The sequence below is a fragment of the Allohahella marinimesophila genome, from assembly GCF_039538005.1.
Lineage (GTDB): Bacteria > Pseudomonadota > Gammaproteobacteria > Pseudomonadales > Oleiphilaceae > Allohahella > Allohahella marinimesophila.
On sequence record NZ_BAABBO010000011.1, the window covers coordinates 212,718 to 235,743 of the forward strand.

The 23,026-nt window shown below is 56.2% G+C and carries 19 protein-coding genes and 1 tRNA gene; 5 read left to right on the forward strand and 15 right to left on the reverse strand.

Annotated elements, in window-relative coordinates; all coding sequences use genetic code 11:
* Positions 1–21: 21 nt before the first annotated feature.
* Positions 22–1,614: an isocitrate lyase gene (locus ABD735_RS13180; protein WP_344807148.1), complete on the reverse strand. Its 1,593-nt coding sequence runs from the start codon at positions 1,612–1,614 to the stop codon at positions 22–24.
* 363 nt (positions 1,615–1,977) lie between these two features.
* On the opposite strand from ABD735_RS13180, the gene ABD735_RS13185 reads away from it, so the two are divergent.
* Positions 1,978–3,480: a cytochrome-c peroxidase gene (locus ABD735_RS13185; protein ID WP_344807149.1), complete on the forward strand. Its 1,503-nt coding sequence runs from the start codon at positions 1,978–1,980 to the stop codon at positions 3,478–3,480.
* 79 nt (positions 3,481–3,559) lie between these two features.
* Positions 3,560–3,636, forward strand: a tRNA-Pro gene (locus tag ABD735_RS13190).
* 15 nt (positions 3,637–3,651) lie between these two features.
* Here ABD735_RS13190 and ABD735_RS13195 read toward each other — a convergent pair.
* The 3 genes from ABD735_RS13195 to ABD735_RS13205 form a co-directional block, all read right to left on the reverse strand.
* Entirely contained in the window at positions 3,652–4,128 is a 477-nt protein-coding gene (locus ABD735_RS13195; protein WP_344807150.1) for an acyl-CoA thioesterase, read from the reverse strand.
* 4 nt (positions 4,129–4,132) lie between these two features.
* Positions 4,133–5,488: a 3-oxoacyl-ACP reductase gene (locus tag ABD735_RS13200; protein WP_344807152.1), complete on the reverse strand. Its 1,356-nt coding sequence runs from the start codon at positions 5,486–5,488 to the stop codon at positions 4,133–4,135.
* 135 nt (positions 5,489–5,623) lie between these two features.
* Positions 5,624–6,325, reverse strand: coding sequence for a pseudouridine synthase (locus tag ABD735_RS13205; RefSeq protein ID WP_344807154.1), 702 nt, complete (start codon positions 6,323–6,325; stop codon positions 5,624–5,626).
* A 146-nt stretch (positions 6,326–6,471) separates the two neighbouring features.
* Between ABD735_RS13205 and ABD735_RS13210 the strand changes: the two genes are divergently transcribed.
* The 3 genes from ABD735_RS13210 (at position 6,472) to ABD735_RS13220 (ending at position 10,220) form a co-directional block, all read left to right on the forward strand.
* Positions 6,472–7,500 carry a hypothetical protein gene (locus ABD735_RS13210; protein ID WP_344807156.1) on the forward strand — a complete coding sequence of 343 codons (1,029 nt, stop codon included), beginning with the start codon at positions 6,472–6,474 and terminating at the stop codon, positions 7,498–7,500.
* A 14-nt stretch (positions 7,501–7,514) separates the two neighbouring features.
* Entirely contained in the window at positions 7,515–8,969 is a 1,455-nt protein-coding gene (locus ABD735_RS13215) for an alpha/beta hydrolase family protein (RefSeq protein ID WP_344807158.1), read from the forward strand.
* 207 nt (positions 8,970–9,176) lie between these two features.
* Positions 9,177–10,220 (forward strand): alginate lyase family protein, encoded by a 1,044-nt coding sequence (locus ABD735_RS13220; RefSeq protein ID WP_344807160.1) that lies wholly within the window; start codon positions 9,177–9,179, stop codon positions 10,218–10,220.
* Here ABD735_RS13220 and ABD735_RS13225 read toward each other — a convergent pair.
* The 11 genes from ABD735_RS13225 to ABD735_RS13275 all read right to left on the reverse strand — a co-directional run bounded on the left by ABD735_RS13225 (position 10,211) and on the right by ABD735_RS13275 (position 23,022).
* On the reverse strand, positions 10,211–11,722 hold the full coding sequence (locus ABD735_RS13225; RefSeq protein ID WP_344807162.1) for a mannose-1-phosphate guanylyltransferase/mannose-6-phosphate isomerase: 1,512 nt from the start codon (positions 11,720–11,722) through the stop codon (positions 10,211–10,213). The genes ABD735_RS13220 and ABD735_RS13225 overlap by 10 nt on opposite strands.
* A 5-nt stretch (positions 11,723–11,727) precedes the next feature.
* The gene (locus ABD735_RS13230) at positions 11,728–13,236 is read right to left on the reverse strand and encodes a right-handed parallel beta-helix repeat-containing protein (RefSeq protein WP_344807164.1); all 1,509 of its coding nucleotides are present in this window, start codon (positions 13,234–13,236) and stop codon (positions 11,728–11,730) included.
* Entirely contained in the window at positions 13,233–14,348 is a 1,116-nt protein-coding gene (locus tag ABD735_RS13235) for an alginate lyase family protein (RefSeq protein WP_344807166.1), read from the reverse strand. Before ABD735_RS13235 ends, ABD735_RS13230 begins: the two co-directional genes overlap by 4 nt.
* A complete protein-coding gene (locus tag ABD735_RS13240; RefSeq protein WP_344807168.1) occupies positions 14,336–15,760 on the reverse strand; it encodes an alginate O-acetyltransferase AlgX-related protein in 1,425 nt (474 codons plus the stop codon). Before ABD735_RS13240 ends, ABD735_RS13235 begins: the two co-directional genes overlap by 13 nt.
* 36 nt (positions 15,761–15,796) lie before the next feature.
* Positions 15,797–16,462, reverse strand: a complete 666-nt coding sequence (locus tag ABD735_RS13245; protein ID WP_344807170.1) for an alginate O-acetyltransferase AlgF — start codon at positions 16,460–16,462, stop codon at positions 15,797–15,799.
* A gap of 26 nt (positions 16,463–16,488) precedes the next feature.
* A complete protein-coding gene (locus ABD735_RS13250) occupies positions 16,489–17,592 on the reverse strand; it encodes an alginate O-acetyltransferase AlgX-related protein (protein WP_344807172.1) in 1,104 nt (367 codons plus the stop codon).
* Between the two features lie 9 nt (positions 17,593–17,601).
* Positions 17,602–17,919 (reverse strand): hypothetical protein, encoded by a 318-nt coding sequence (locus tag ABD735_RS13255; RefSeq protein ID WP_344807174.1) that lies wholly within the window; start codon positions 17,917–17,919, stop codon positions 17,602–17,604.
* Positions 17,920–18,005: 86 nt separating this feature from the next.
* Entirely contained in the window at positions 18,006–19,022 is a 1,017-nt protein-coding gene (locus tag ABD735_RS13260; protein ID WP_344807176.1) for an MBOAT family O-acyltransferase, read from the reverse strand.
* 18 nt (positions 19,023–19,040) lie between these two features.
* Complete coding sequence (locus ABD735_RS13265; protein WP_344807178.1) at positions 19,041–20,429, reverse strand: hypothetical protein; 1,389 nt, start codon at positions 20,427–20,429, stop codon at positions 19,041–19,043.
* The gene (locus ABD735_RS13270; protein WP_344807180.1) at positions 20,426–21,796 is read right to left on the reverse strand and encodes an SEL1-like repeat protein; all 1,371 of its coding nucleotides are present in this window, start codon (positions 21,794–21,796) and stop codon (positions 20,426–20,428) included. Before ABD735_RS13270 ends, ABD735_RS13265 begins: the two co-directional genes overlap by 4 nt.
* On the reverse strand, positions 21,796–23,022 hold the full coding sequence (locus tag ABD735_RS13275; protein ID WP_344807182.1) for a PilZ domain-containing protein: 1,227 nt from the start codon (positions 23,020–23,022) through the stop codon (positions 21,796–21,798). The genes ABD735_RS13270 and ABD735_RS13275 overlap by 1 nt, the downstream gene beginning before the upstream one ends.
* Between the last annotated feature and the right edge of the window lie 4 nt (positions 23,023–23,026).

Below are 23,026 nucleotides of genomic sequence, written 5' to 3' on the forward strand. Positions count from 1 at the left end.
AGCCGAAGCCGACCCGCCGAATCAGAACTGGTTCATCGTGTTGTCTTTACCAGAAGCCTTCAGAGCTGCTTCACCGGAGAAATACTCCTTGTGATCGTCGCCCATGTCGGAACCGGCCATATTCTGGTGCTTGACACAAGCGATACCCTGACGGATTTCCTTGCGCTGAACGCCCTCGACGTAAGCCAGCATGCCCAGGTCACCGAAGTAGCCTTTCGCAAGGTTGTCGGTAGACAGTGCTGCAGTGTGGTAAGTCGGCAGAGTGATCAGGTGATGGAAGATACCTGCTTCACGAGCGGCGTCACGCTGGAAGGCCTGAATCTTGGCATCAGCTTCTTTAGACAGATCAGTCTCGTCGTACTCAACGCTCATCAGGTTCGCACGGTCGTAAGAAGACACGTCCTTGCCAGCTTCCTTCCAGGCATCGAATACCTGCTGACGGAAGTTCAGCGTCCAGTTGAACGACGGACTGTTGTTGTATACCAGCTTCGCATTAGGCACAACTTCACGGATGCGGTTAACCATGGCCGCGATCTGACCAACGTGTGGCTTCTCGGTTTCGATCCACAGCAGGTCAGCGCCGTTCTGGAGTGAAGTAATACAGTCGAGAACAACACGGTCTTCGCCTGAACCCTGCTTGAACTGGAACAGACCACTGGCCAGACGCTTGGGCTTGAGCAGCTTGCCGTTCGCCTTCACTACAACATCACCGTTGGAGATGTCTTCTGCACCATTTACGACGTCGCCGTCGAGGAATGAGTTGTACTGGTCACCCAGGTCGCCTGGCTCGTTGGTGACGGCGATCTGCTTGGTCAGGCCTGCACCCAGTGAGTCAGTACGGGCAACGATAACGCCGTTGTCGATGCCGAGCTCGAGGAAGGCGTAACGAACCGCACGGATCTTCGCAAGGAAGTCTTCGTGTGGAACAGTAACCTTGCCGTCCTGGTGTCCACACTGCTTCTCGTCAGACACCTGGTTTTCGATCTGGATACAGCAAGCGCCGGCTTCGATCATCTGCTTGGCCAGCAGGTAAGTCGCTTCAGCATTACCGAAACCAGCATCGATGTCGGCTATGATTGGCACAACGTGAGTCTGGTAATTGTCGATCTTGGACTGAAGCTCTTTTTCAAGTGAGCTGTCGCCTGACTGACGGGCAGTGTCGAGCTGACGGAACAGGCCGCCGAGTTCACGCGCATCTGCCTGGCGAAGGAAGGTGTACAGTTCGCCGATCAGTGAAGAAACAGAAGTCTTCTCGTGCATTGACTGGTCAGGCAGTGGGCCGAACTCGGAACGCAGCGCTGCAACCATCCAGCCAGACAGGTAGAGGTAGCGACGCTTGGTCTCACCAAGGTGCTTCTTGATAGCAATCATCTTCTGTTGGCCGATAAAGCCGTGCCAGCAACCCAGTGACTGGGTGTACTGTGAAGTGTCCTTGTCGTACGCAGCCATATCTTCACGCATGATGTCGGCGGTGTACTGAGCGATGTCCAGACCGGTCTTGAAACGGTTCTGGGCGCGCATGCGAGCAGCGTATTCTGGGTTGATGCTTTCCCAAGTCTTGTTGGCCTGGACGATTTCCTTGAGGGAATTGATGTCCTGCTGAATATTCGACATGTATTTGGTCCTGTCTGATGAACTTGAACGGGCATTGAAGCGATGGCCAAAGCGGCCAACCGCGGGTATATGACAACGATGCGAATGATAGGGGATCGGGCTGGATAAATGAAATATATATAAAGTATTCCCGGTATCATTCCTGTGAATGGCTTGTAAGTTTATGTGCCTGCGTGTGCAAAATGTGAACTGGTCGATAACAATCGAAAAACAAAGCGGAACGAAAGTGAAACGGACGCCGCCAGTGAAAGCCATTAGCCTGACCTCTGCACAAACCCGCATAGCCTGACCATCGAGCATCGTTAGAATGATAGCTTGGCTATCCTGTCCCCCTCTACCTGTCACTTTCAACTGCGTGTGTTTATGAATAGTTCCAGATTCAAGAAAAGCGATCAGGCATCACTGTTTTCAAGAATCAACATATTTGCCCTGTTTATATCGTTCGCGGCGATCTCAGCTTGCTCCAGTGAAACGGAAGAGCCAGATCGCACGGCTGAAGTTGAGGCCAGGCTTCAGACAGTGATCGAGAAATACGATGTCAGGGCAGTGGATCCAACCACCCTCGGCGCGCCGTCGATTGACGATCCCCTGTCCCAGCTTGGCAAAAAGCTTTTTTTTACCAAGGCCTTGAGCGGTGAGCAGGATACGGCCTGTGCCAGCTGCCATCATCCGTCTCTGGGTGGGGGCGATGACCTGAGCCTGCCGATCGGTGTAGATGCTGTCGATCCTGATCTGCTCGGCCCGGGCCGACGTCACCAGTCCTCGGCCGATCACTGGGACGGTGGCCCGACAGTGCCGCGTAATTCGCCGACAGTCTTCAACTTCGTTCTCTATGAAAAGACGGTTTTCCATGACGGTCGCATTGAGGCCGTGGAGGGCGGCATTCGCACCCCCAACTCCGAACTCGGGTTGGCAGATCCAAACGCCGGTGACTCTCTGGCTGCCGCTCAGGCACGCTTTCCCGTGACCTCGGCAGAAGAGATGCGCGGGTTTCATTTTGCGGCGAACGAAGGTGATGACGCCCGACTTCTACTGGGGAAGCGCCTGCGCGGGGACAGTGGGGAACTTGATGCCGTGGCTGTGCAGAACTGGGACGCTGAATTTGCGGCGGTTTTTGGGCATGACGTTCAGCCGATGGTGAATTACCACAGAGTGGCAGCCGCTATCGCCGCCTACGAAAATTCTCAGCTCTTTATCGACAATGCCTGGTTCAGATATCTGAACGGAGACCAGGACGCGCTGACCCTTGCGGCCAAACGAGGAGCCATATTGTTCAATACGCCGGCTGCTGATGGTGGTGCAGGGTGCACCACCTGTCACAGTGGTCCCGCCATGACCGATGAATCGTTTCATGTGCTGGCCATGCCTCAGATCGGTCGTGGCAAAGGCGACGATGCCAATCTTCGCGGAGACCATGGTCGGTATCGGGAATCACATCAGCCAGACGACAAATACGCCTTCAGAACGCCCAGCCTGCTGAACGTGACCGAGACAGGCCCTTACGGACACTCGGGCGCCTATGCCGATCTTGAATCGGTTGTGCAGCATCACCTCGACCCACTGACTGCCTTGGAGAACTTTGATCTTTCTCAGCTTGACGAAGGCATACAGAGCGAGTCGCTCATGTATACGGCTGAGGAGTCCATTCTCCAATTGGAGAGACTTCGGGCTGAAGGAAAGAACAACCTTCCGCTGGTGCAGTTGAGTGAAGGAGAACAGGCTGATCTCATGGCCTTCCTGCAGGCCTTGACTGACCCATGCGTGCAGAGTCGTGAATGCCTGTCCAGGTGGATTCCAGGACCGGAAGACTCGGATCCAGACCAACTACGACTTGTGGCAAAAGACCGCAATGGCGAGTTGCTGTAATTTGTTTTCACCCGATCCAGCAAGTATTCTGAAGTCTGCTGCATGGTTTGCCAGATTACCGCCCCGTTCAGGGCGCTGTCGGAGTATAGCTCAGCCTGGTAGAGCGCTGTCTTCGGGAGGCAGAGGTCGTGGGTTCGAGTCCCCCTACTCCGACCAGTTCACAGTCCCGTCTCAAGGTCTTTCATCATTAAGCTCGCCCGCGTGGGCTGATATGGCGAGTTCGTGTGCTTGCTTGAATTGTTCAGGCATCCGCTTTGGCCGACCAGTCTGAAGATCGATGCAGGCATAGCGACAAAGCGCACGAGACAGTGTCTTGCCATCTGAAGCGCGCTTGATCTGGAAGCGACGTTCAGAGGTCAGCTTGCCATCGCTTGCGGTAATCCACGTGCCCACCACAATATCGTCGCCCGCGTAGGCGCTGGCCAGATAGTCGATTTCCGTTCGCACGATGGCCATGGCGCGACCTGTCGTTTCATGGGTCGCCCAATCCATACCCAGCGGCTCTATATGAGCCCAGCTGGTCGCCTCCATCCAGCGCAGATAGCTTGCATTATTGACGTGTCCCAGCCGATCGCAGTCAGCTTCTGCAGCAGAAAACTGCATGGTGAAGGGGCGCTGCTGGTCCCAGTCCTGATCTGAGTTGCTCATTTGCTCAGGCCCCCAGCAGACTGCCACCGCAGACTCTGAGCGTTTGCCCGCTGATGCCGCTGGCGCCTGGGCTTACCAGGAACTGTATGGCTTCGGCCACGTCGCCAGGCTTGCCGCCCTGGGATAGTGCGTTGAGGCGTCGGCCGGCTTCGCGTACAAGTACGGGGAGCGACGCGGTCATGTCAGTTTCGATGAAGCCCGGGGCAACCGCGTTGACGGTGACGCCTCTGCTGCCGAGCTTGACGGCCTGTGCCTTCACGTACCCGATGAGCGCCGCCTTGGTGAAGGCGTAGTTTGTCTGCCCATAATTGCCGGCGATGCCACTGATGGAGGAGAGGCAGACCACACGTGCCTCGGCGGCAATCAGGTCATGATCAAGCAAGGCGGCATCGAGTTCGAGAATGGCCTGTAAATTGACGGCCAGTACGGCATCCCACTGTTTTTCAGACATTCTTGCCAGGGTTTTGTCCCTGGTAATGCCTGCATTATGAACGATGACATCCAGTTGGCGTTTGTTGCTCTTGCACCAGTCTGTGAGCGCGATGGCGGCCTCGGGCTGGGTAATGTCGGCGACAATCGCCGTGCCGCCGATGTCGGCCGCGAGTGCGTTGAGCTTCTCGGTCTGGCCAGCCGTGTCGAGACAGATTACATGCGCCCCTTCGCTGGCCAGCCGCTTTGCGGTTTCGGCACCTATACCGCCCGCTGCGCCAGTGACTACGGCGGCTTTGCCTGACAGCACAGCCGTAGCGGGCAGCTGAGCAGGCGCCGGTATGCCACAGCTGATATGCAGGCTCTGGCCGGTGATATAACTACTATAGTGTCCGAGGAAGAAGGCGACGGGTGCATACAATCTGTGTTGACAGCCGGGATCGACCTTGAGCAGATTCACGGTGACGCCGCGCTTGCCAACTTCTTTTGCCAGCGATTTCGTCAGGCCTACGAAGCCCTGATTGAAGGCGGCCGCTGCGGCGGCCTGCTGGACGCTGGACGAAGCAGTGAGCACGAGAATTCGGCCGTGCTTGCGCAGTCTTGGCAGCGCTGCCTGAAGCTGCTCGAATAGCGAGCGAAGGGCTTCAACCGAATGACAGCCATTCGCATCTACTATGATGCCGTTTAGCAGCAGGCCATCTCTGACCTGGTCACCCCGAATCAGGCTCTGACCACCAAGCTGTTGGATAACTGGCGTGAGCTGGGTGCTCTGCTCCGGCGCAATGATAAGGCCAATAGTCTGATTGGCCAGTGGCTTGGCAGAATAAGCGCCTTCACCACGCTTGAGTTTGACAGGCGAGGGCAAACCCAACTGTCGAAGCACCTTTGCGCCGAGTCCCTGCTGGGCTACCGCCAGTAAAAAATCTGTCATTATTTGCCGCTCCCGCGCGTGTTATTTTTAATAGCTATGCGATCACCATATGCGCTCGCGCTGGTCAGAGTATCTAAAACTTGCCGGTACCGAGGCAATACTTTTCGCCTTGCCAGCGGGCTCGATGGCCAGGTCTCAGGCAGGGGGTTCGATGCTGGCAATTTCATCAGGCGTCAGTGCTCGCCACTCACCCGGCGCGAGGGCGGGGTCGAGCCTGATCTCCCCCATGCTCAGCCGATGCAGGCTGGTCACCCGGTTTCCTCTGGCAGCAAACATACGCTTGATCTGGTGGTAGCGACCTTCCGAAATAGTGACATAGCAGGATTTTGCATTCAGCGGCTCCAGCAAGGCTGGTCGGGTCGGGGTGCCTTCGCCATTCAGGAACAGACCGATATCAAAAGCAGTGATGTCGGCATTGCTAATCGGTTCGGCAGTTTCGACGCGATAGGTCTTGGTCTTTCGGCCCGGCGTTGTGACAGCATGATTCCACTGACCATCATCAGTGATGAGCACCAGCCCCGTCGCATCCTTATCGAGCCGACCAGCCGGCTGCAGGTTACGATGTCGAAGCGTGGGATCGAGCATGTCGATCACAGTCCTGTGATCAGGTTCATCCGAGCTACAGACGACATCCAGTGGTTTGTTCAGCATCAGATAGAGATAGTCCTGGTGAACCAGCGGTGCGCCATCCAGGCTGATCACATCTGTGTCCTTTACCTGGTAGGCAGCTTTGGTCATGACGCTGCCATTGACCGTCACCCGCTTATCCTTGAGGACCTTGCCCACTTCAGAGCGTGAAAAAGGTGTGTTGTGACTGATCAACTTGTCGAGTCTCATTGGCAGGATAAAGCCCTATGCTGGTGCGCGAGTGAAGCAGCAGTGTACCCCAGAATGAAGCACGCTGGGGTCGTCAAAAATTTTCTGGTTTTCCCCTGGCGTTTGGGGGACCATAGGGTCTGATCTCCGACAGGGAAGGCTCGAAGATGTGCTCACTCCTCCGCTCAGCTCGCGCGCTCGCGACTACTGTATCGCTCGCTTTTATCTTTAATGCTTCTTCAGTTCTTGCGGACGTGCCGCAGGCTTATGCGCTCACGGATATTGGCAGCCTCGGCGGCTACAGTGTGCCCCATTCGATCGATGAGTCTGGCCGAATCACTGGCTACAGCTATACAGCTGGCGGCATCCGGGCGTTTAGCTGGACTCAGTCTGGCGGAATGATCAATCTCGGTTCGTTGGGCAATGACAAGAGCATGGCGTACGACTCGAACGAAGCCGGCACTGTGGTCGGCACCAGCATCGTGAACGGGCAATATCGGGGCTTTATCTGGAATGCGGCCTCCGGTATGTCTGCCGTTCCGTGTCCTCCGGCGGCCACCTGCAGTGCACGCGGAATCAATTCGCAGGGCGTGGTGACTGGCTACACTCAGATCCCTGGTGGGCCCTACCGTCCCTTCCGATGGAGCGGTGGTGAATTGCTTGAGTACCTCCCGACACTGGGCGGCAGTCAGGGCTATGGCGCCGGAATCAATGCTGACGGCATGGTGACTGGGGTCTCCTACACCGCCGATCCGCTGCCACATGCATTTGTCTCCAATGCGGACACACAACTCACTGATCTTGGATCGATCGACGGTACGACGAGCTACGGCAAAGCCATTAATAGTCAGGGTCACGCGGTCGGCTACGGCGCAGACCTTGGCAACAAGTCTGCGTTTTTCTGGTCTCCTGAGCTTGGTATGGTGCCGCTCGGTACACTTGGTGGACCCAACAGCTACGCAAAAGGTATCAATTCTGCGGATATCGTCGTTGGGCAGAGCCAGACACGCACTCGTGCAACCGGTTTCGTATGGAGCGCTGCGACCGGCATGCTCGACCTCAATGAAATGCTCCTCGGCGACACCGGTTACTTTATCACTGCTGCCCTGGACATTAACGACGCAGGTCAGATCACAGCCTTCGGCAAAGATAGCTATGGTCGAATTCGAACGCTGCAATTGACGCCTGTTTACTAGATTAAAGGTAAAAGATGTTTTTGATGACCCTGCGCGGGTTCGCGCCAGCTCTGCTCGTCTCATCCTTTCTCATGGCCGCCGGTTGTGGGGGCGGCAGCGGTGGCGGGTCATCCAGAGGGCCAGTGGTCGATCAGTCTGACAACACCCCCTCGCCGGGGCCTGTTCCCGGAACAGCGAGTTGCCCGGCAGTATTCGAAAAAGCCGGGGTGCCGGTACAGTGGAATTTCACTACGCTCGCGGCCCAGAACGTGAACGCTGGCGGCGGGTCGGTGACACTCGAGTATGTTCTTGCCAATGCCGGTGAAACCAACAGCTACTTTCTCTATATTCCTTCGACGGATCCCCTTGCGCCAGTCATCATTCTGAACGAAGCCTATAATGGCATTGACTGGACTGGCGAAGGCGTCGACGCGCAGTTCGCCGCATTGGGCCCTGGCAAGCATCCTGACAGTTTCGCGCCTGCTTACAACGGTCAGGATCTCGTGCGGTACTCGCCTGAAACGTCCGCACCCGATGGCGGCTCACTCAGGGCTTCGGTCAATTTATGGCTCGAGAGCGGCTTTGCGGTCATCAAGACCTATGGCCGATTCTATGCTGGCGGTGCGCTGGCCAACGACGTCAGTGACGCAGTGGCCCCCTGGTATTTCATCGCTGACCGGGCATCGACCTTTGCAGGACGCCAGTTGTTTACGACCGGCGGCAGCTGGGGCGGGCTGATGGCGCTTTATGGTGCCGCTGCGGCGCCTGATTCGGTGGTGCCGACTGCGGTGGCAGTGACTTCTGCGCCCGTCGATCTAAAGGCTGTCAGAAATTATGCAATGCAGCTGCCCTCGGATGTCCCCGCAGCGAGCGAGGAGGTCAACGCCTTCTTCTCGCCTTATATTAGAAGGATCGATGCATCCATCAGCCGGGCGGGCACCAGCTCCTCCGCGCCTTTTGATACGACGACTCTCTGTAGCTGTTTGCCAGATAAAGTACTGGCAGCCCACGACGATATCGATACGATTGTTCCCGTGGCGCAGACCGAGCAGCTGCAAGCATCGTGTGCCGGGCGAGTTCAGCCGATATTCTGGAGGCGCTCCGCGCAAGCTGCCGTGCAGACGGCTGGCCTGTCCCATGGGGACTTTGGGGGGCGCAGTGCTGTGACCGATGTGGGTACCCTGGTCGGCGCCTGGATCATCGATCAGGCTGATGTTGAACCAACTGTCATTCCGGTTGACCCGGACAGTTTTTCTGGCTTTCTGATGACTGTGTCAGACGCCAGGAACAGAGGTGAAAATACTGATTATGCCATAGCCGCACTCAGGCCTCTGCTGTCGGGAAAAGTATGGCTGCAGTCTACGCTGGGATCCACCCAGCCTCAGACAGGGGCTGATTTCCTGGCGGGCTTGCTGAACACTTTATTCGGCCTTCAGACCACGGCCGAATCTGTCGAAGAAGCGCTGACCGCGAATACACTGCCATTCTGATCGGGCCGTTCTCCGGACCGCTCCTTTCTAATTACTTTCACAATTATGCCTGGCTGTCTAGCGACTGGTCGCTGAGCACACCAATCTACGTTTTTTGCTACCGTTCAGTTGCAAAAAGACGCGGTATAAGACCCTAAAAAACAAGGATTTAGCCTAGTATTTCTCGCGGAAAGGCAATGTTTGCCTGTTAAGTTGCGAGATAAAAAAATGTCCTTTAAATCCCTTTTAAGTGCCGGTGCGATCGTCATGACGATGCCGTTTCTGGCTCAGCATGCTCTGGCGGCCTCATGCCCGCAAACACCCATGACACCATTCGTGGATGCCCTGGATGTTGACAGCAAATACTCCACTTCCGATGCCACACGCTCCACACTGGGTACGGTTGATTCACTGTCTGTCGCTACGCGAGACTATCTGGGCGAGTACGCCGCCAGTATTGTGTTCTTTGCGGACTATCATGATCAACGCGCAGGTACCTCCGCCGGTCGGGTCGGGTTGGACTGCATGAATGTCTGGCTGGACAAGTGGGCGTCGGCCAATGCCATGCTGACTGAAGATTCCACGCCGACAGGTCAGGCGGTCAGAGTATGGACCATCGCCTCCATTGCATCCGCCATCCTCAAGACACAGGGCAGAGAGCCCGGTGCGTTAAAGATGAGCGAGCAGACTATACAGTGGCTACAGCGTCTTGCTGAAAGGGTGGTGGCCGATTACGAGCACCGCTTCACCAGCAAAGGCAGCAGGATGAACAATCACGACTACTGGGGCGCCTGGGCTGTCGCATCGGTGAGCGCTGCGACGGGTTCCGGCACCAGCGTGCCATATGCGTACCGCGTGTTTGACCATGCCATGCAGAATGCTGCCTGGGATTCCAGAACAGGAACATATTACCTGCCTAACGAGACAGGCCGCGGCAATCTGGGTCTGCATTATACTCAGTTTGCGCTGGCTCCACTCGCCATGCTGTCGGAGTACCTGCCGAAACTGGGTTATACCGTGCATCATCAGCAAAGCCAGATCATGGATTCGCTGGCCACCTCTGCGCTCGAGGCATTCCTGAACAAGTCTGCCTATCGACACCTGTTCACCACGACGCAGAAGCAGCCGTCAGCCGACAGTTTTACCTGGGCCCGTGTGTACCACAGCAACAATCCGGCTAATAAGGCTGCAGCGAACATCATGGGTCGCTACAGCAAATATCTGACCTCACATAGCAAAATCGGTGGCGAGCTCTCCAGACTTTACCCCTGAGCAGCTACTGCCACGGCGGGTAAGGGCTTGGGTTTCGCTGGCGCTACGGCCGGTTTGGCTGCCAGGCTTCCCGGTCTTTCCGTCAGTGGTGTGCTCGACTGAGGGGCCCGGCCATATATATCGTCGAGCCGAACGATGTCGTCTTCACCAAGGTACGAGCCTGACTGCACCTCGATGATTTCCAGCGGAATGATGCCGGGGTTAGTCAGGCGATGTACTTCACCTACCGGGATATAGGTCGACTCGTTTTCGCCAAGCAGGAACACATCGGAGCCCCGAGTCACCTCTGCGGTTCCGCTCACGACGATCCAGTGTTCAGCGCGGTGGTGATGCTTCTGCAGTGAAAGGCTGGCGCCTGGCTTGACCTTGATATTCTTGACCTGAAAGCGGGATCCAAGGTCTGTCGTCTGGTAGCTTCCCCAGGGTCTGAACACTTCCCGATGCACAATGTGCTCGCTGCGGTTCGCAGCCTTGAGCTGATTGACGATCGTCTTGACGTCCTGAACCGAGTCCCGGTGCGCAACAAGCACGGCATCTTTGGTGTCCACAATGAATAGATCCTGGACGCCGACCATCGCGACCAGTCGGTGGTCCGAGCGCACATAGCAGGCAGTCGACTCGTGGCTGACTACATCCCCCAGCAAAACATTGTCGTCGGCATCACGCGTTTCTGTATCCCACAGACTCGACCATGAACCAAGATCACTCCAGCCAGCATTCAGCGTTACTGCAGTCGCTGTCTCTGTTTTTTCCATGAGTGCATAGTCGATCGACTCGTCCGGACAATGCCGGAACTGTTCCGCAGGCAGCAGGCGACAGCCACCGACTGACTCGCTGGCCTCGAACGCCAGTTCGCAACTTTCGAACATTTCGGGGTAGTGGACAGCCAGCTCTTCGATATAGCGTCGAGCGCTGAACACGAACATGCCGCTGTTCCAGAAATACTCACCGCTCGCAAGATACTGCATGGCTGTCTGCAGATCAGGCTTCTCGACGAACTCACTGACCACACTGGCCTGGGTACCGACGGCTTCACCGGTTCTGATATAGCCGTAGCCGGTCTCCGGTGCGGTGGGCGTAATGCCGAACAGAACGAGATCTCCGCGCTCTGCTCTTTCCTGCGCCACTCGCAGCGCCCGATGATACGCTGGAAGATCAGCGATGTAATGGTCGGCGGGAAGCACCGCGATAATGTCATCGCGTCCGCTGGACAGAACTTCGAGCGCTGCCATCGCCACGGCTGGCGCTGTGTTACGGCCAAACGGCTCGAGAATGATCTGCAGCGGTGTGCACCCGATCGACTGCAGCTGTTCCTGAACAAGAAAGCGATGCGCTTCGTTGGTCACCACGACTGGCGGCGACAGGCCGTCTGGCAGGCGGCCGATGGTCTGCTGGAACATGGACTGTTCGCCGACCAAGGGCAGGAACTGCTTCGGGTAGCCTTGACGTGATAGCGGCCAAAGTCTTGAACCGTTACCGCCTGAAAGTATTACTGGAATCATGTCAGTTACTCCCTCTGGTGCTGTGCTGGATGAAACGTTGCTTGCCGGATCTGTATGGCTTGATCGGGGGTCTTGCTGGACTTCAGTATCTGCGTTTGTGTGGTCGCCAGTTGACCTCTGATGACCGGTTGGACCACATATCGCGCTCTGAACTCGTTGCCGGACAGCCCGAGAATGGCGCCGCCGCTGGTGCTGATACTCGCCTCACCGCTATTGGCAAAGACGTTGTCCTGCAGCCATAGCGGCTGACTGGAGGACTGTTCTGCAAACACGGCTCGCAAGGCATAGTGCTCATTGCCAACAACATCGTTGCCCCGGGCGAGCAAAGGCCCGCTGTGATGGCTGTTGATGCCTGAGCGCGCACTGTTTCTGATTCGGTTTTTTTCCAGAATCAAAGGGCCATTATCAGCGCGCACTTCCTGAAAACGGATACCATCCCCGCCTGACCCTGCCAGAAAATTGTTGATGATCGACAGCGAACTGACGCTGCCTTCTATGCGTACCGCATCGCGGTGCGTGGCGCTTATGAGGTTATCGCGCAGGCGAATGTGACCTCCGTTTCGTATTCTGACGCCGGCGTTGTATCGCGTCCGCTCGATTCTGCTATTGGCAAGCTGAAGATCGCCTGCACTGAAGTCGATACCGTATCGGGCCGAGTCCTCTATGACCGTAGTGCTGATCCTGACCTTGGCCTGGTCACTGGTCAGCCCCGCCTCCATCCGCTCGAGTACACTGTCTGCCATCTGCAGGCTGGAGGAGCCACGCCTTTGCAGGCTGGCGTGATGGCCAAGCGTCAGTCCGCTGGACAGATAGGCGTTGTATCCCAGCCGATGCAGCCTGGCGCGCTCCAGATAGGTGCGGCTACCGTTCCAGCCAAGAATGAATGGACGAAATCGTGTCCCGCCCTTCAGTTCTGCCTGCAGCGTGGTGATTTCTGCATCTATGACGGACAATGAGCCTGCGTTGACTATGACTGCTGCGGCACTGGCGTCGAGCATCAGCACTGCATTCTCGACAGTCAGGGTGGCGTTGTGTCCGATGATGAGCGGGTAATGCAGGTGATAGATCGGCCGTCCTGCTTCATCCTGACCTTTCAATTCGAGTATCGAGGCATTGCGCAACTTACGGGTGAGGCCGGCTAGACTGCTGTTGCCCTTGTGAAGCGTCAAGGCTCGTGGGTGCGTCGGCTGGTATCTGCTCGCAATTCGAAGGAGCCCATTGTGCACCAGCGATTCAAAGATCCAGCTGCCGGCCTGGGCTGAGAACAGGGTGTCCAGTGAATATCTTGTATCGACGTCCACGGCTTCAGCACCGGGCTGCGTCAGCTCTGTAATGTCGTCACAACAGGCAGTCGGAAGACCTGCTGCTGCCTCAAATTCTGCCCGTGAGAGCTGCTCGACCACTGGCCTTTCCAGGCTGATGTTCACAGCGCTGACCTGGCTAGCCATAAGCATGGACAATAGCAGAATCAGGCCAGCCAGTTTTGCAGGTGCGGGGCTTCGGACGCAGGTCATGATCGATCTCCTGGCAATTTGAGACGCACATCAGACTGCTTTCCCGTCAGCGGTTCACCGAACCAGGGTTCGAGATTTCCGCCGATCTGACTGTAGCCGTCGACATCTCCATCCCGGTCCAGATAGAGTGCTTTCGCGAGGCTATGTGTCGGGTGTAGTTGTAGCCATGGAATGAGCCAGGCAAGTTTGTAATCGGGTACCGACTTTTGGTCTTTCTTGAGGACACCACCAACCTGATCCGGATCCAGCACGCTCTGAGCTGCAAAATTCACCAGCGCATCCAGTCGGGACTGATCGGCTTCATTGAGCTCGAAGCCGTTAGGCGGTAGTGCGGCCGCCAGCATGACGAGAGGCACAAGGGCGTAGTGTGTGTAGTTGGCTGCGAGGTGTTCCCGCCCAATTTCGTTCGGTAGCCAGGCGTACTGTCCTGAAGACGAGAGCTCAAGCTGTCTCAAAGCACGCCGAAATCTTGCGTCCGCCCAGGTAAGGTAGTCGCGTTTATCCAGCAGCAGGCCAGTAGATGCTACAGCCCAGGCCGCCCAGTAATCGTGATTATTGAAATAGCTGAACCCCGGATCGAGGCGCCTGTCATAATCTGCCACAACCTTATCGGCCATCGCTTGTAACCACTTATCGCTGGCCGGATCGGCCGGTAACCGTCCTGGCAAGACCTGCTCCAGCTTGAGCAGTACTGAAGCGATGCTGGCCAGTGCCCATTTTCGTACGGCGACTCCGGTCTTGGTGGCCTCCTCATGCAGCAACGCGTTTTCAGTAGCCCACGCATGCAACCATCCCGAGACACAGGTCAGTGCTACCTTTCCCTTGGCGTCATCAGAATTATTGATGGCATAATCGCCAAGTCTCACCAGCCCCTTGGTAAAATCCGTTACCTGCTCCTGAATCGCTTCTGATTGTTCGGAGCGTTCGCGCAGGGTTGTCTTGGTCGCTTCGCTTTGATCGTATTTGCTTTCAATGAGCAGAGGACCGGTCCACGGGGCCGGTACCAATTTCGGACAGTCTTCAACGACGATGGCATCCGCGTGTGGCGTACTGCAGGCAGTCATGAGAGTGAGGCTCAGCAGGCCAAAGCCAGTCATCTTCAGTACCCGCATAGCTGGAACTCCACGCTGGCGTCGGTTGCAAAGGGTTCACTCGGCTCGAGGAAGACAGAAAGCAGATTAGCGCCCCTAACTGTTGCGTCAGTGCTCAACTCAAGCAGATAGCGACCACCACTCACGGCAGCAGAACGCCGATACCAGACCTTGTCGCGCATACCGTTGTCGTAATAGGTAATGACATAAAAATCCCTGATGTTGGCATCGGAGAAATTCAATTCGATGAAGCCCTGTTGATTGGTAAAATCTTTCTGTTGTCTGCCAGCGTTGGCGTACAACTCGACACGAGTGCCTGCAGCCATCGCCGGCAACGCGGTTGTGAGCGGCTCAACGAGCTTCTTATTGAGAGCACAGCCGCCAACGATGGCTGGTAGCAATTCCCTGTACATCAATGGATCTTCCAGTCGCCAGTTTGCAGGGTGTTCCCATATGATGAGTTTCGGCGGTGCTTCCGGATCATAGTCTTCGGACAGCAGGTAGTTCAGCAGTGAGCCGTCTTGGCCTGCACCTGGCAAGGCGTAATTGAGCATGTCCACAGACAGACCTTGCTTGAGAAAACCTTCGAAGTTGTAGTTTTTGAAGGCTTCATCTCGGGCGGCGCTGTTGCTGGTGCCTATCAGCACGACCTCAGGGTCTCCGCTGTCCCCAAACAGCGCATCTGCGCCGTCTTCAGCGGCGGGAACTGTCTGATAACCCTGCACATACTGAAAACCATAGTTGTTGCCACAAATCTGGCGAAGTGCACGGTTCATCGTGCCATCCTTCGCGATTTTGGTAACGGACTCCGTGACGAACTGCTTTTCAGCCAGATCTTCGTAAACCGGGTGAGCCAGAAGGGCTTCAACGGTAAGTTCTGCCGTCACTCTGGCGCCAAAGGGAGTCCAGTGATGGTCGCGACGAAAGAAATAGTCTTCGGTCTTGGGCATGTCGAGCAAGCGAGTCACATCGGGCACGATCGCCCCGGCCTCTTGCAGTTGCGCAAGGAAATGGGTGAGCTTCATTCGGGCCAGATCGGGAGCGAAGCCATAGCGTTTGTCCTCCCGTACCTTGTCAGCGTGAAGCATGCCTCTGGTGGGTTGCACGACCATGGCGACCTCGATTCCAAGATTCTTCAGAGCAGCGATCAATCGTCTGAACTGAGGCACCATGTCATCAGGAATGCCAAAGTCGTTACTCAAGTCAAAATCCGAACGAAACAGCCAGTTATCGTGACCAGGCGCAATTTGACTCATGGCTTTCATCACACCCTCCTGATAGTGGCTGCTGTCAGTGAGGCCGTCACACAGGAGGCACTCGAGATCCTCGCAGGGTGCCTCAGCCTTGGCATCCGAAGCTGAAGCCCCAGAGGACCACAGCAGGAAAATCGCCAGACTAAAAAAGGCTCGCATGTTCTGATGACAACTCAACATTCAGCGCTCCACAGCATCTCTCAGTTTTAGGGCCGGCTACTCGAGACTGGTAATGGCGTCTGCTACCACCAGTGGCTTGAGGGCCCCTGCCTGCGGGTAGATGACATAGCTGTAGGATCGTCCCTTTTTCAGGAAGACTGGCTCGAACGCAGCTGCTTCTGAGCCAGCCGCCCAGGCAGAGAGGCCAATCTTGACCTCATTGATTTCCCGCTGGCCGTTAGCCATCGGAGAAATATTGGGCACCACCGCGTGCTTGCCATCAGCTGTTTTCAGATCCAGCGGCTGATCGCTGAGATTGTAGAACGCCACCTGAGCCTTTTTGCGCCCCTGGTAATACTTGTCCTCGATGGGCGTCACCTTCCCGTCGTGGAACACGAGGGTCCACGCACTGTTTTTAGGAAACTGCTGCTCCAGGCGCTCACCGTTGACTTCGATAACCTGAGCTTGTCCACCGGTGAAAAACACATAGTCACTGACTTGATAACTACCGACCGTCTGCACGGCAGTCTTTCCTCCGAACTTGACCGAAGCGGTCTTGTCGGCAAGGTTGATAACGCGAGCGAATGCCGAATCGGCCGGCGCTGTCGCATCGTAGAGCGCTTCATTGCCATCCTTCGCGGAGGCCGAAACCCCGACAAGCGACAACATTGTGAACAGACAGAACTGAAGCCAGTTGGCTGGCTTGCTAGAAACACGTGGCATACTATTCACCTCGGAAAATTGATTGTTCAAAGCAGTTGGTCGACAGTCGCCCGCCAGCTGGCGTAGCTGTTTTCCTGGGAAAGCAGCGACCGCACCGGGAACTCCCATATGATGGTCTTCAGGTCATTATCTTCGGGCAGACCTGCCGCGAAGAACTCCTCCATGGCCGCTATCGGCCCCTTGGCCTCGACAGCAACCGTGATGAGATCGGAACGGATAGCCTCCTTGACGAAGCCTGCCAGATTCCATTCATCCATTTTCGTGTAACTTGAGCCAACCAACGCGACTTCCACTGCGGTCTCGCCGAACAGAGCCGCTTCATCTTCAGTGGCGCTCGCCGCAATCGTTTGATACTGGTCGACCAGCTCCGTGGCCAGGAGTTCAGGGGCCATCCATTCGCTGACCTTGATGTAGTTCGTGAGATCGCCTTTGAACTCGGATTTCCCGATGGTTTCGCTAGTGAAGACAGTGCTACCCACAATGTCCGGGAATCTGGCAGCCAGCGTCTGGGCGGCCAGTCTGGCGCCCTGGGGCGTCCAGTGCGTATCTCTCTTGAGATACAGCGGCGTCTGGTGTCGCTGGGCAAGAAAGGCTGGCCGGACATCGGCAAATTCAATGCCGTTGCGGGTAAGCGCCTCAAGAAAAGCACCGTGTAGCGCCTCAGTCTTAGGGGTCAGCACGTGTCGGCTATAGTCGCTGTAGACATCGACCTTCATCGGAACCGGCAGTAACACAAGCCGCTTGCCCTTTTGTCGGAGTGCCTCGGCAGCTTCTCTGACGGCTCGAAGCTCACGTTCTACTGCAGCATCGAGATCCTGGGGAAACAGATACTCCTGATTGGTAAACAACCAGCCTTCCTTGCCTATCATGACGCCGGAATGACCTTCTTCGAAGGCCCAGTAGCTCAGATTTGACCAGGCTTCGATGGCTGCTTGTCTGACGAAGAATTCCCCGTCGTAGGCCTTTTCAAATTTCCGTGACAGTTCCCCACTCAGGAAGAGTGAGGCTGCGTCTTTTTCCGTCGTGGCGAATCGCCAGAGCTGTGGTAGCGAATACACCACCATGCCGGTCATCATGATCAGAAAAAGAACGCCGTTGATCCTGCTTGCACTTTGCATGACTGGAAACATGGTCCTCTCCTAGAACTGGAAGTACAGAAATGGTGAAAAACTGCTTGCGGCGAGCTTCGTCACCGACAAACCGAAAGCTACCCAGAGCAGGACTGCCTGAGCGCCGCCGACGTGCTTCATGAAATACATCTCGGGCTTCAGACTATAGAAGCGCCTATTGATGACGCCTGCTACCACAATCCAGCCCAGGGCGATGAACACGAAAGCAAAGCTGGTCGCAGAGGTGTAGTAGAGGTAGTTGTCTATATTCCCAATGCCGTTCAGGCCAAGCGCGCCCGCATAAATTTCGATTGATTTGCCGAGGTCCCCGGTGCTGAACAGCGGCATTGCCATGACCACCATGACCACTGCGAGGACATTGCGACTGAGCTTGTAGGGCGCCTCGATATTGGTGACCCAGTTGTAATGGCGCTCTACATGATCAGGCCGAAGTAGAGACCGAAGAAGATGAACGAGAAGCTCGCGCCATGCCAGAAGCCGGACAGAAACATGGTGAGCAGGGAAGCTACTCCGGCACCCATCCATCCGGTCTTGATGAGAGGCACGAATACGTAGTCACGCAGGAAGCCCGAAAGGGTCATGTGCCACCGCTTCCAGAATTCGGTCATGCTCTGACACAGGAATGGCTGATTGAAGTTTTCGGCGAAGCGGAAGCCCATCATCATTCCCAGACCGATCGCCATGTCGCTATATCCCGAGAAGTCAAAGTAGAGCTGGAGTATGGAAACGGCACTGCCAAACCAGGCTTCGGCCATAGTGGGCTCACTGATCGCCAGGTAGTAAGCGCTGATGGGTGCGAGGGAATCCGCTATCAGCACCTTCTTGGAAAAACCGAGCATAAATCGGCATGCGCCGAGAGAGAACAGGTCGAAGGAATGAACTCGCGACCGGAGCTGGCTGGCAATGGCTTCGTAGCGAAGGATTGGGCCAGCTATGAGTTGAGGGAAGAGCGAGATAAAGGCTGCGAAATCGACAAAGCGATCGGTCGGTTCGGCATCCTTGCGATAGATATCGACTATATAGCTCAGCGCCTGGAATACGTAGAACGAGATCCCCAGCGGTAGAATGATGTTCTCCATCACGAAGGGATCGAGGCCGAACTCAGCCATCGCCGTGCCGATAACTTCCGCACCAAAGTTGGCGTACTTGAAATACCCCAGCGTAGCGATATTGCCGACTACGCCAACGGTGAGCCAGCGAAATGCCGCCTTCCGGTTGGTTTCGCGGAGGGCGTATATCTTCAGGCCAAACAGATAATTCCAGTAGGTGATGCCAACGAACAGAAACAGGAAGTCCGGGCGCCACCAGGCATAGAACATGTAGCTTCCGAGCACGATGACGTGGGAACGCCATGATGGCCTGACGAGGTAGTACAGGGCCAAAAACAGCGGCAGGTAGAGAAAGACGAATATATTTGATGTGAATATCATTTCGACGCCATCCCTTCGTTAATATTGGACATCAAGTCCGATTGCCAGGAGTGAGTCTGTGCCATCACTGGTCAGCGCGTTACCTGGGGTGAACACACTGGCAGTTACCAGCAGGCTGGTCGTCAGGTATTCCTGTCGAATGGCCCTGGGAAACATCGTCCAGTAGTATCTGAGCTCTACAATGTCGCCAATATCTTCGCCGTCAGCACTGGCGTAGCCGGCATCGATACTCGCAGAGACATCGATTGTTGTGCTGCGTCGCTGAAGGCTGAACCACGACAATTGCAACTGATTGCGTTCATTGATGGCCGCCTGTGCGAGCGCCCCGTAGAACAGCAGATTAGACATGCGCACGCCGAAGAAACCACCAGCGAGCCCGCTGTTGAAGTCACTCATGCGAGCCGAGCGGGATGATTGCAGATCATTCTGGAAAAATCCCTCGAATGGCTCGTCGGGCTTGTCTGTGACGGCTGCACGGATGGCCACTCTTGGTCGTAACGGCCAGTCAATAAAGCGCTGTCCAAGCTCTGCGAAAGCCATCCAGCCAAGGGTGTCCACTGTCTCATCTGTAACGCCTGGCTGGGTCAACTGTGCCTCGCCAGTCATCACTGCCGCTCCGACGTAGTAGTCATAAAGGGTTGGGCCAAGACTCTGCTGATCTGCCATGAGTTCCAGACCAACGGTGACACCGGTGAAGTCGACCTGATCCGTGGCATCGTCCCCGGAGGCGTCCGCGGAAGAATAATCATCCTGCACAATCAGTCGGCTACCGATCCATTGTCCATTCGCAAACTGATAGCGGTAGTGGCCCAGAAGGAACAGCAGATCCGCCTGCGACGGTGCCAGCTCATTATCCTTGGTGTTGTAACGGTATTGCTTCGACCCGAGTGTCAGCGAACCTTTCGCGAGCGTGTCATCGAGTTGCAGCCGCAACGATTCAAGGCTGTCGTCCCACCAGAATCCATAATCATCGGCCACTTGCTGGCGACCAGCTGACGCAGTCCAGTGCGGACGCCCGAACACGAAGTGTCGGGTGAGAAGAAATTCGCGAAGCTCTGCATAGCCGCCATCTGTCGAAACATCGGAGCGATTTTCATCGACCAGAAAGGGGGCTTCCGGATCGGTTCGGTAAGTGAGCCAGGGTCTCAGGCGCGCTGACCAGAGCGGTCGTTCACGGTCTGGTGAGACCCATTCGATAAAGGCCTCGTAGCGAGCCGTGCTGGAGACTCCGTCGAAGGTGGGTACGGTATCGTAGTCGGACAGTGCAGTATCCAGAGAGATCTGACTGTCATAGTCCCACTCACTGGCTTGGCTGTGCGATGAGACCAGAAACAGGCCTGCTGCGACGAGGGCGGCGCGGACCACGATCGGCCATCGACTGGCATGAACAGCGGAACGTGCGCTCATCTGAAGTGCCTCGACGGAAATCGCTCTTTCAGTTCGGCACGCAGGGAATCCAGGGAGGCCACCGCAGCATCATCGAGCTTCGGCCTGAGCTCGGCAATAAAGACTGACGCTTTAGCCTCTCCCAACTGCTGAGCAAATTCCGCGTAAGCAAAGGCCCTGGCGTGATCGATACAGATCGAGCGACCCTGCCGGTAAATCTGCGCAATTTTCTGAAAGGCTGCGCCGTTGCCGCGTGCCGCAACAGCTTCGTATTCCCGGATAGCCGCATACTGGTCCACCTCATCCAGACCACCCATGCTATAGAGGTCGCCCATGCCAACCCATGCCTCATCTGAGCCAGCCGCTTTCAGCTGTTCGAGGAGGTCACGCGCACTTTCCGGATCCAGCCTGTTCCAGGCCAGCGTAGTCATCAGCGTGGCCTTGAGCAGATCCGCCCGCACGGGATGGGTCTGTCTGACCTGTTCAATCAGTGCTGCAGTGTCGTCATAGCTGAATGCCTCGGGGAGGGCGAGCATGTATTCGATCCTGCTCAGCAATGCCTCACTTTCGCCCATGGCAATGGCTCGATCGAGCCACTGCACCACCAGAGGGCTGAAGCTTTCGTTCAAAGTCTGGAGCCGCTGCCCAATGCCGGCGACCACCTCCGATGGCAGGGTTTCGGCCTCTGGTTCGAGCTCTTGCACGAAGCTTTCGAAGCGCTCCTTGAGACCTTCACTTCGGCCAAGGAACTCGAAGTAGGCACTGAGGCCTCGCAGACTTTGTTGGGCAGCGCTGGCGTAGGCCTGCTCAGCCTCGTCGAGCAGGTTCCGGCGATCGGCAATGAGGCCGCGATAGTAGTCGCCCTGGCAGTCTTCGAGACAGCCCCGCATATATAGATCATGGAGTCGGTCTACAGCTTGCTCGGAAAATGGCTCCGGGAAAGTCGCGTAAACGTCGAGCGTATTGCGAACGCTGGAGAAAGATGCAAACCAGGGGTATTGAGGTAGCGCGCTTTTGAACCAGGCGGCCTTGGTCTCGATCATCGCAGGCCGTTTCATCAGCATGCGGGCGTAGTCTCCGAGTGCGAGCGAATAGCCTCCCTCGAATGCCAGCTGGTAATGCGTTGAAGCCGCTTCCAGATCCTGCCAGGTGTTCCGTCTGGCGTACTCGGCGGCCAGCATCACATGAGCCTCCGCCAGGCCAAATTCTGCCAGCGTCGTCAGCTCCTGCATGGCAGCCTTGCTCTCGCTAGTGTCTGCCCGCAGATACTCCCGATCCTGCGCGAGGGCGTCACGCAAGGCTGGTAGCCCTGCGGATGCCGGCGCCGAGAGCACTGCCAGCATAAGGACCAGGCGTGCAGATTGGCGAGGTGCGAGACGCCGGGCCATTACTGATTCACTCCATCCATGGTTGCAGAGACCTGCTTACCTAGCCTGCTGAAAAATTCGTAGAAGGGCACACCAGCGAGTATCTTGACATCCACAGGTTGCAGATATTCGTCTGCTGTCAGGGCTGGTTCAGGGCGAATGCGAAGCTTGACGGTGCCTTCCACCTGATCAACGTGGGTGCTGATAACCTCGCCTGATCTGGAGATGTCTGAATTGAACAACGACAGGCCTATGTGGTCGACCTGCTGCAGACGGGCCAGCTGGTCGAATCCGAAAGTGGCGTTGACGTAAGGGGCCTGATCCTTCGGAAGCAAGTGGATGAGCGGCTGCTCCTTGTAGGCAAAGCGATCCATCGGTGCTTCCGGGAAGTAGACGAGACAGTCACACGGGCTGCTGATCGTCGTTTCAATAAACGCTTTTCCAAGCAGCGTTTGTAGATTTTCACCGGACAACTCGTTGAGTGTCTGCAGATCTTCAGCAGTGTTGAAAGCTGTGTCGAGCTGGGTCGATACGACGGCAAGAGGTTCGCCGGTCGTGACTTCAGTGACGCCAGGGTCGATCAGAAAATTCACCTGTCCATTGGCTGGCATGCTCATCACGTAGGCTGAGCTATCGACATGGGCAGCCAGTGCGTCTGTCTGGAAGAAATAGAGAAACAGTTTCCAGAACAGTATGGACAGAACTGATAGGGCGATGGCGAGATAGAGCATGGTGCCAACGACTGCGCGTACACGTTCGCCAAACCGGCGCTCGAGTTCGACTTTCGTCTTTCGCTGTTTGATATGGTTTTCGCGCTGCATGACATTCAGGACGCCGTCTATGCTGACGAAATCTCCTGATAGCCATGACGACAGGAGGTATTTGAGGGTGTCCGACTTTTGTCTGTCCAGATCGACGAAAGCGATGCGAAGCAATTGCTTGCCGTGCTCGATAACCTTGCCCCCGACTTGCAGGTTCAGGCTGCAATGGCTCAGGTCCAGCCGCAGGGTGAGTTTGACGAGCGCGCCCTGAGTCATCATGGGTGCCACATTCGAAGCGGAAGAGGATTCGCCAGTTCCGCAGTCCAGGGCCATGCCCCCGAGTGAAAGGTCCACCAGCTTGCATTCGATTGTCTGCCCCTGGCTGCTGAGCAGCACACTGGCCGGCAATCTGGTTCTCACGTGCTGACGCTCGTCGATGGCTTCGTGCACCACGTTGAGCTTCGCCTCTGTTATTGGTGTAGCCATGTCT